The sequence below is a fragment of the Flavobacterium sufflavum genome, assembly GCF_004016525.1.
Classification (GTDB): Bacteria; Bacteroidota; Bacteroidia; order Flavobacteriales; family Flavobacteriaceae; genus Flavobacterium; species Flavobacterium sufflavum.
Genome location: NZ_SACJ01000013.1, coordinates 105,137 through 112,950, shown reverse-complemented (window position 1 = coordinate 112,950; position 7,814 = coordinate 105,137). Strand labels below are relative to the sequence as shown.

The following is a 7,814-nucleotide window of genomic DNA, read 5'->3' as shown; positions in this document are numbered from 1 at the left end:
CAATAATATTTTTTCCGCTCTGATTGCTTACAACTTTGCAGACAAAAAACCGTCTTTGAAAAATAATTTCCTAGACACAAAACAATTAGTACTTTTTCAATAAGTTTATATCGAACTCACGTTATTTTATTATATTTGAAGATAATAAGTAAAGTGTTTCCTAATCTATGCAAAAGACAATTACATTTTTAATTTTATTTTTTTTCAATTTTGGTTTCTGTCAAACAGAAAAAGAAATAAAAAATACTTTAGAAAAACTATCGAAAGAATATTTAACGGAAATGTATATGAACAGAAAGTATGAAAAAGGAAGTGATATGTGGGATAACACTATGTTAATTGAAATACAGAGTTTTTATAACAAAACTGGTCAAGGTAATCTCTCTGGTTCAGTTTTAATTGATAAAATAAAAGTTGATGTAAATAAATATTTTAATCAATTAACAAGTTTCAAAGTTGATAAAATTTTAAGTTCAGAAATAGAATATTGGGATGAAAAAACGATCTGTCATGTTTTTATACAATATTCAGAATCATTAAAACATAAATCCGAAACAATCAAAACCATGCTAACTTTCATTCCCTCGAAAGACAAAAAAACTTGGACAATCCAAGATTGGAAGATTAAAGACATTTTAGACAAAGTTAACAGAAATTTATACTGAAAAATGAACATTAAACTCCATTAAGACTAAGAGCTAAAAGAGAAAAAATAAATTAAATACTAACAATCAGAAATAAAATAAATATGGGATTATTTTCAGCATTACTTGGAAACGCAGGAACTGTTAGCCAGGAAGAATTACAAAAAGATTACGGGAAATTATTAATTGACGGAGAAGAAATTGAATTAGGATTTAAGTTAATTAGAGATACCTTCATTTTCACCAACAAAAGGCTAATTCTGGTTGACAAACAAGGCTTGACAGGCAGTAAAATTGAATACAAATCGATTTCTTATAAAAGCATTTCGAGATTTAGTATTGAAACAGCCGGAACCTTTGATTTAGATGCTGAATTAAAAATTTGGGTTTCTAGCGAACAAATTCCCAGCATCAAAAAACAATTCAACAAATCAGTAAATGTATATGATGTGCACAATGTCTTAGCAACACACGTACTTAAATAAGAACAGATTATTTAACGAGAAATAATAAAAAACACAAAGGCTGTCTGGAAGTAAAAACTTTAAGACAGCCTTTTTAAATAATCAATAACTTACTAAAATAGCTATTATTTTTTTTGTAAATTTATATACTTAGTGTTTTGGATACTGCTTTTAAATCTGCAAAAAAGAGTATCATTACTAAACAATCTCATAAAAACATCTAACAAATGACAACAGAAATTATCAATGTAACACCTGACTGTGAAATTGTAACTTCCAGAGTTTTAGAAACCGCCAGAGAACTTGTTTATCGTGCCTGGTCTGAACCTGAGCATTTAAAAAATTGGTGGGGACCTAACGGTTTTACAAACACCTTTAATGAATTTGATTTTATAGTAGGCGGAAAATGGAGTTTTATTATGCACGGACCTGACAAAGGGAATTATCCAAACGAATGTGAATTCATCAAAATAGAAAAACCTGCTCTTATTGCATGGAAACGCCATTCAAAGCCCCTTTTTCAAGTAGTTGTAACATTTGAAGAAATAGCTACTGAAAAAACAAAGGTAGTATTCAAACAAATTTTCGATACTCCTGAAGAATGCAATAAAATTAGAAAGTTCGTAATCGATAAAAATGAAGAAAACTTCGACCGATTAGAAGAAGAACTAAAAAAAATGATTTGAAAAATAATAAAATATAAACTTTAAATTAAATTCAAAATGGCAAGCGTATCAATTTACCTCAACTTTATGGGCAACACCGAAGAAGCCTTTAATTTTTACAAATCAGTATTTAAAACTGATTATGAAGGTTCAATTATGTATATGAAAGACGCTCCTCCACATGAAGGAATGCCTCCTCTATCCGAAAAAGATTTGAATGCTGTTATGCATGTTAGTTTACCAATTCTGGGAGGAGTACGAATTATGGGAACAGATGCATTAGAAAGCATGGGACATACTTTGAAAATTGGTAACAATATAACCATAAATCTTGAACCCGATTCCAGAGAAGAAACTGAAAGATTGTTTCATCTTTTAGCCGAAGGCGGTTCAGATATTGTACCATTGAGCGATCAATTTTGGAGCGCTTTATGGGGGTGTTGTCTGGATAAATTTGGAATTCGCTGGATGTTTAATTTTCAGGAAAAAAAATAATTTAGTACAATGAACACCATAGGCTATTTTGAAATTCAGTCTTCAAAACCTGACAGAGAAATTGAATTTTATAAAAATGTATTCGAATGGACGTTTATCAGAGAAAAACAAATTCCCATAGAATACTATCGGATTGAAACTAACAGCATCAATGGCGGACTTTTGCAGCGACCCGCAAAGATACCTCCTCCCGAATGCGGAACAAATGCCTTTACTAGTTCCATTCAGGTTAGCAACTTTGATGAAACGGCCAATAAGATACTAGACAACGGCGGAAAAATAGCGATGCCAAAATTTGCCATCCCTAATCGATGCTATCAGGGCTATTTTATTGACTTAGACAACAATGTTTTTGGAATCTTTGAAGTAAACGAAAATGCTTCCTGAGAAATAGAAAAATTGATTTCTAAAAAGCTGAGTTAAGATGAAAGAATCAAATGAATTTATAGATCTATTGCCACCGGATTTAATCAAATTTGTCCTGGTTGTTCTTTTTTCATTATTAATTGGACTGGAACAAAGGAGACAATTTTTAGATTCAAACATAGGAAGCCGTTTTGGCACCGATCGTGCTTTTACGCTTATAGGCATACTTGGCTTTATACTTTACAGCCTGTCACCTGCAACATTAATTCCGTTTCTGGGTGGTGGATTCGTTTTGAGTATCTTTCTTGCTATATTTTATTTCATCAGAGGTTTTCACCAAAAAAAATTCAGTCTAACTTCAATTATTGTAGCGCTTATAACTTTTTGCCTCACTCCTATTATCTACACTCAACCCGATTGGCTAGTGATTTTGATAGTAGTTTCCGTTTTAATATTAGTCGAAATCAAAGAAGCCTTATTTGATTTTTCAAAAAAAATAGATGATAACGAATTCATTACTTTGGCCGAATTCTTAGTAATTGCTGGCGTTATTCTTCCATTACTTCCTAACGAAAGCTTTTCGGAAAACATCACTATTTCACCCTATAAATTTTGGCTGGCCATAGTAGCTGTTTCCGGAATTTCTTATTTCAGTTATTTGCTTAAAAAATTCGTTTTTCCAAAATCAGGAATTGTACTCACCGGCATCTTAGGAGGGCTTTATAGCAGTACAGTCACCACCTTTATATTAGCTAAAAAAAGTAAAGAATTAGAGGAAGATTATAAAATAACAGCCGCAATAATCTTAGCCACAACGATGATGTTTATACGCATATTCATCCTCGCGTTGTTGTTTAACAAACCTATAGCAATGCAACTGGCACCCAGTTTTGGCTTTTTTGTAGTAGTGACCACTCTCTTTGCATTATATTTTCTTTGGTTAGACCAAAAAAAAACTAATAAAACTGAAACAAAACAGGAAATCAGCTCGATGTCTAACCCACTTGAATTTAAAACCTCTCTGGTCTTTGGGATTCTCTTTATTGTATTTGCCTTACTTACAAGTTTTGTCAACAAACAATACGGAACCTCGGGGATAAAGATTTTATCTTTTGTAGTTGGTATTACCGATATTGACCCTTTTATTATCAATATTTTTCAAAGTAAATGGAGTATTACTAATGGTATTTTAACCACAGCCGTTATCAATGCTGTAACAAGCAACAATCTTCTGAAAATGATTTATAGTATCACCCTTTCTAAAAAAACCATTCGAAAACCAATTCTTTTTAGCTTTAGCATACTTATCATTATCGGCTTAGTTGTTGCATTTCTTTTTTAAAACTAGAAAATCAAAGAGTAAACATAAGCATAAAACTTTTCTTATTACATCAAAAATATTTTACTATATTTGGAATCCTTAGTAAGATTTTTATGTATAATACTTTTGTGTTTTACATGAATAAAGAATCTTATACAATATAATGGAGACCAGAAACCAACTATAAAAACGGGGAGTAAACGAAAAGCCACAAGAGTAGTAGACATCCAGAAAAAACAAAAAATAAATGGAAGCACAAAAAGTAGATATGTTTATCATGACTAATGCTAAATTTTTTGAAAGTCATCACATTAATTCAATCAGAGAAAGACTAATTGTTTTAGATGATTCCAAATGGCCAATGATTTCAACTCTTCAATTAAAAGATCCTACAACTAGTTTAATTATTTCCATTTTAGCTGGTTCATTAGGCATAGACCGTTTCATGATTGGCGATACTGGTCTTGGAGTTGGGAAATTATTAACCTGTGGTGGTTTTGGAATTTGGGCAATTATTGACTGGTTCATGATACAAGAAGCTACTAGAGAAAAAAACATGCAAAAATTGCAACAATTTCTGTATTAATGACTTTAAACAGAAATAAATTATACTCCATAATTTTTATTGGCTGTTTAGCAGGGTATATTTGGCTGTATTATGTTGCTACACAAAGCCAAACTGATCCATCAGTTGAAGCTTGTTTTATAAAACATACGTTAAATATACCCTGCCCTTCTTGCGGTTCAACCCGTTCCATCATTTCTTTAACAAAAGGGCATTTTACTGAAGCCTTATTAATTAATCCGTTGGGATATCTTATCACAATAATTTTGCTAGTATCACCGCTTTGGATGGTTTATGACATTATTACTAAGAGAAAAACGCTTTTTGAGTTTTATGAAAAAATGGAGTACTATTTGAGAAAACCAGTATACGCAATACCCTTAATTTTTATAGTAATTATTAACTGGATTTGGAACATTACTAAAGAGCTATGACAAACACCACTTCATTCAGTTATGAACCTAGCGAACACGAGGCAGAAAAAGCCTCAAATAGTTATTTAATGTCATTAATAGCTCTTATAGTTGGCTTGCCTTTACCCATCATAAACCTTATTGCAACATTTATTTTTTTTGTCGGCAATCGCAAAGGAACCTATTTTGTACGCTGGCATTGTACACAGGCTTTACTTTCCCAATTCTCAATTCTTTTTATAAACAGTTTTGGATTTTGGTGGACAGTATCCATCATTTTTACAGAAGAGACAATTTCCAGTAAATACATTGCTTATTTAATTACGGCGCTCATTTTTAACTTAACCGAATTTATTGCAACAATATATACCGCAATTCAAACCAGAAAAGGCATCCACGTAGAATGGTGGTTTTATGGTAATCTGACCAATTTAATTTGCAAATCAAAATAATGAAAAAGCTTATAATACAAAGTTTTATTGGAGTACTATTGTTTTTCTCTACTTGGTTTGCTTTAGCGCAAATTGATTGGGTTTCAATTTTTAATACCGAAAAAGTTACCGATAAAACAGAAGAAAAACTAGGAACTCTTTTTTGGGATATCATCAAAAAAACGGAGAAAGAAAATAAAACACCTTCTGTAATTGCTACCGTGGATACTATTGTAAACGAAATATGCGTAGCCAATAAAATTGACAGAAAATCGATCAAGGTTCATATCATCGAAAAGGATGAAATCAACGCTTTTGCTTTGCCTAATGGACATTTAATTATTTATACTGCTTTACTGGCAAATTCAGACAGTCCAGAAGAACTTAGCGGTGTAATTTGTCACGAAATTGCGCATATCGAACTCAATCATGTTTTAAAAAAATTAATTAAAGAAGTAGGGATTTCAGTTTTAATTTCAACAACCACTGGAAATAGAAATACGGAAGTAATCCAGGAAACATTAAAAACACTATCCTCTACCGCTTTTGACAGAGGACTGGAAAAAGAAGCCGATATTAAAGCCGTTGATTATCTTATCAAAACAAAAATAAATCCAGAAGCTTTTGCTAATTTCCTCTATAAACTATCCGATACAGAAAAGGAAACAATAAAATATCTGACATGGATAAACACACATCCTGAATCTAAAGAAAGAGCCAAGTATATCGCTGAGTATTACAAAAAAAAGAATACCACTTACGCAAAAATTCTAAACACAAAAACCTGGAATAAAATGCAAGAGGATTTAAAGATTGCAACCCAAAATTAATTTCATCAATAATTATTCAAATCAAAAAAGGCTGTTCAAAGTTTTATACTTTAAACAGCCTTTTTCTATGAATTAAGCTTGAAATTATCTTGAATAATTAGGAGCTTCTTTAGTAATCGTAACATTATGAGGATGACTTTCAGAAATACCGCTTGAAGTCAAACGTACAAAACGTCCTGTTTCCTGCAAAGTAGCAATATCTTTAGCACCACAGTACCCCATTCCGGCTCGAAGTCCACCAACGAACTGTAACATGCTTTCGTTTAATTCTCCTTTGTAAGGCACTCGACCTACAATTCCTTCCGGAACCAATTTCTTAACATCATCTTCCACATCCTGGAAATAACGGTCTTTAGAACCTGTTTGCATCGCTTCAACCGATCCCATTCCTCTGTATGATTTGAATTTTCTTCCTTCAAAAATAATAGTTTCTCCAGGAGATTCTTTAGTTCCTGCTAAAAGTGAACCTAACATCACACAATCAGCACCTGCAGCAATAGCTTTAGGAATATCTCCTGTGTAACGAATTCCACCATCGGCAATTACAGGAACACCTGAACCTTTGATAGCAGCTGCTACTTCTAAAACCGCAGAAAACTGTGGGAATCCAACACCAGCTACAATACGGGTAGTACAAATAGAACCAGGTCCAATTCCTACTTTTACTCCGTCAGCTCCGTTTTGAACTAAATATTGAGCCGCTTCCGGTGTAGCGATATTTCCAACGATAACATCTAAATCCGGGAATTTATCTTTAACTAATTTTAAAACATCAACCACTCCTTTAGTGTGTCCGTGAGCCGTATCGATAATTACAGCGTCAACACCGGCGTTTACTAAAGCTGTAGCTCTTTCAACCGCATCGGCTGTAACTCCTAAAGCAGCAGCTACACGCAAACGTCCGTATTTATCTTTATTAGCATTTGGTTTTTGATTCAATTTAGTAATATCTCTAAATGTGATTAAACCCACTAATTTATTGTCTTTGTCTATTACAGGAAGTTTTTCGATTTTATGTCCTTGCAAAACCACTTCTGCTTGTTCTAGCGAAGTTCCTTCGGCAACAGTAACCAAGTTATCCTTAGTCATAACCTCTACAATAGGTCGGGTACTGTTTTTTTCGAAACGCAAATCGCGGTTAGTAACAATTCCTTTTAATTTTTGATTTTCATCAACAACTGGAATTCCACCAATACCGAATTCTTTCATTGCCGATTTTGCATCAGCAACAGTAGCATTAAGAGGTAAAGTAACCGGATCGATAATCATACCTGATTCGGCACGTTTTACTTTTCTTACTTTAGCAGCTTGCTGCTCAATAGTCATATTTTTATGTAAAACACCAATTCCTCCTTCTTGAGCCATAGCAATTGCCATAGAACTTTCGGTTACTGTATCCATAGCTGCAGATACAATAGGAACGTTAAGTGTAATGTTTCTTGAAAATTTTGTTTTGATACTCACTTCGCGAGGAAGCACATGGGAGTAATTAGGAACTAATAATACATCATCGTAAGTTAAACCTTCGCCGATAATCTTGGAGTTGTGTGCTATCATGTTGCAATTTCTAGTTGAATTGCGTGCAAATATAGCAAATTATTTTGATTTAATATAATTAGA

The 7,814-nt window shown here is 32.8% G+C and carries 11 protein-coding genes and 1 pseudogene; 11 read left to right on the top strand and 1 reads right to left on the bottom strand.

Annotated features, from left to right (window positions below; translation table 11 throughout):
• The 11 genes and pseudogenes from EOD40_RS18395 to EOD40_RS16155 all read left to right on the top strand — a co-directional run.
• Positions 1-103: pseudogene (locus EOD40_RS18395) on the top strand (IS982 family transposase); the annotation flags it as partial.
• A gap of 64 nt (positions 104-167) precedes the next feature.
• A complete protein-coding gene (locus tag EOD40_RS16200; RefSeq protein WP_128197309.1) occupies positions 168-665 on the top strand; it encodes a hypothetical protein in 498 nt (165 codons plus the stop codon).
• Positions 666-748: 83 nt separating this feature from the next.
• Complete coding sequence (locus EOD40_RS16195) at positions 749-1,129, top strand: PH domain-containing protein (protein ID WP_128197308.1); 381 nt, start codon at positions 749-751, stop codon at positions 1,127-1,129.
• Positions 1,130-1,335: 206 nt separating this feature from the next.
• The gene (locus EOD40_RS16190; RefSeq protein WP_128197306.1) at positions 1,336-1,794 is read left to right on the top strand and encodes an SRPBCC family protein; all 459 of its coding nucleotides are present in this window, start codon (positions 1,336-1,338) and stop codon (positions 1,792-1,794) included.
• Between the two features lie 36 nt (positions 1,795-1,830).
• Complete coding sequence (locus tag EOD40_RS16185; RefSeq protein WP_128197304.1) at positions 1,831-2,268, top strand: VOC family protein; 438 nt, start codon at positions 1,831-1,833, stop codon at positions 2,266-2,268.
• Between the two features lie 9 nt (positions 2,269-2,277).
• On the top strand, positions 2,278-2,655 hold the full coding sequence (locus tag EOD40_RS16180; RefSeq protein ID WP_128197302.1) for a VOC family protein: 378 nt from the start codon (positions 2,278-2,280) through the stop codon (positions 2,653-2,655).
• A gap of 37 nt (positions 2,656-2,692) precedes the next feature.
• On the top strand, positions 2,693-3,976 hold the full coding sequence (locus EOD40_RS16175) for an MgtC/SapB family protein (protein ID WP_128197300.1): 1,284 nt from the start codon (positions 2,693-2,695) through the stop codon (positions 3,974-3,976).
• A 226-nt stretch (positions 3,977-4,202) separates the two neighbouring features.
• The gene (locus EOD40_RS16170) at positions 4,203-4,541 is read left to right on the top strand and encodes a TM2 domain-containing protein (RefSeq protein WP_128197299.1); all 339 of its coding nucleotides are present in this window, start codon (positions 4,203-4,205) and stop codon (positions 4,539-4,541) included.
• Positions 4,541-4,954: a DUF2752 domain-containing protein gene (locus tag EOD40_RS16165; RefSeq protein WP_128197297.1), complete on the top strand. Its 414-nt coding sequence runs from the start codon at positions 4,541-4,543 to the stop codon at positions 4,952-4,954. The genes EOD40_RS16170 and EOD40_RS16165 overlap by 1 nt, the downstream gene beginning before the upstream one ends.
• Positions 4,951-5,385: a hypothetical protein gene (locus EOD40_RS16160; RefSeq protein ID WP_128197296.1), complete on the top strand. Its 435-nt coding sequence runs from the start codon at positions 4,951-4,953 to the stop codon at positions 5,383-5,385. The genes EOD40_RS16165 and EOD40_RS16160 overlap by 4 nt, the downstream gene beginning before the upstream one ends.
• A complete protein-coding gene (locus EOD40_RS16155; protein ID WP_128197294.1) occupies positions 5,385-6,194 on the top strand; it encodes a M48 family metallopeptidase in 810 nt (269 codons plus the stop codon). Before EOD40_RS16160 ends, EOD40_RS16155 begins: the two co-directional genes overlap by 1 nt.
• A gap of 84 nt (positions 6,195-6,278) precedes the next feature.
• Here the strand turns inward: EOD40_RS16155 and guaB are convergent, their stop codons facing one another.
• Positions 6,279-7,751: an IMP dehydrogenase gene (gene guaB, locus EOD40_RS16150; protein ID WP_128197292.1), complete on the bottom strand. Its 1,473-nt coding sequence runs from the start codon at positions 7,749-7,751 to the stop codon at positions 6,279-6,281.
• Positions 7,752-7,814: the final 63 nt, after the last annotated feature.

What these genes read in the sequence shown, in the direction of transcription:
- EOD40_RS16200 (WP_128197309.1), top strand. Translation starts at nt 168, where the DNA reads ATGCAAAAGACAATTACATTTTTAATTTTATTTTTTTTCAATTTTGGT.
- EOD40_RS16195 (WP_128197308.1), top strand. Translation starts at nt 749, where the DNA reads ATGGGATTATTTTCAGCATTACTTGGAAACGCAGGAACTGTTAGCCAG.
- EOD40_RS16190 (WP_128197306.1), top strand. Translation starts at nt 1,336, where the DNA reads ATGACAACAGAAATTATCAATGTAACACCTGACTGTGAAATTGTAACT.
- EOD40_RS16185 (WP_128197304.1), top strand. Translation starts at nt 1,831, where the DNA reads ATGGCAAGCGTATCAATTTACCTCAACTTTATGGGCAACACCGAAGAA.
- EOD40_RS16180 (WP_128197302.1), top strand. Translation starts at nt 2,278, where the DNA reads ATGAACACCATAGGCTATTTTGAAATTCAGTCTTCAAAACCTGACAGA.
- EOD40_RS16175 (WP_128197300.1), top strand. Translation starts at nt 2,693, where the DNA reads ATGAAAGAATCAAATGAATTTATAGATCTATTGCCACCGGATTTAATC.
- EOD40_RS16170 (WP_128197299.1), top strand. Translation starts at nt 4,203, where the DNA reads ATGGAAGCACAAAAAGTAGATATGTTTATCATGACTAATGCTAAATTT.
- EOD40_RS16165 (WP_128197297.1), top strand. Translation starts at nt 4,541, where the DNA reads ATGACTTTAAACAGAAATAAATTATACTCCATAATTTTTATTGGCTGT.
- EOD40_RS16160 (WP_128197296.1), top strand. Translation starts at nt 4,951, where the DNA reads ATGACAAACACCACTTCATTCAGTTATGAACCTAGCGAACACGAGGCA.
- EOD40_RS16155 (WP_128197294.1), top strand. Translation starts at nt 5,385, where the DNA reads ATGAAAAAGCTTATAATACAAAGTTTTATTGGAGTACTATTGTTTTTC.
- guaB (WP_128197292.1), bottom strand. Translation starts at nt 7,751, where the DNA reads ATGATAGCACACAACTCCAAGATTATCGGCGAAGGTTTAACTTACGAT.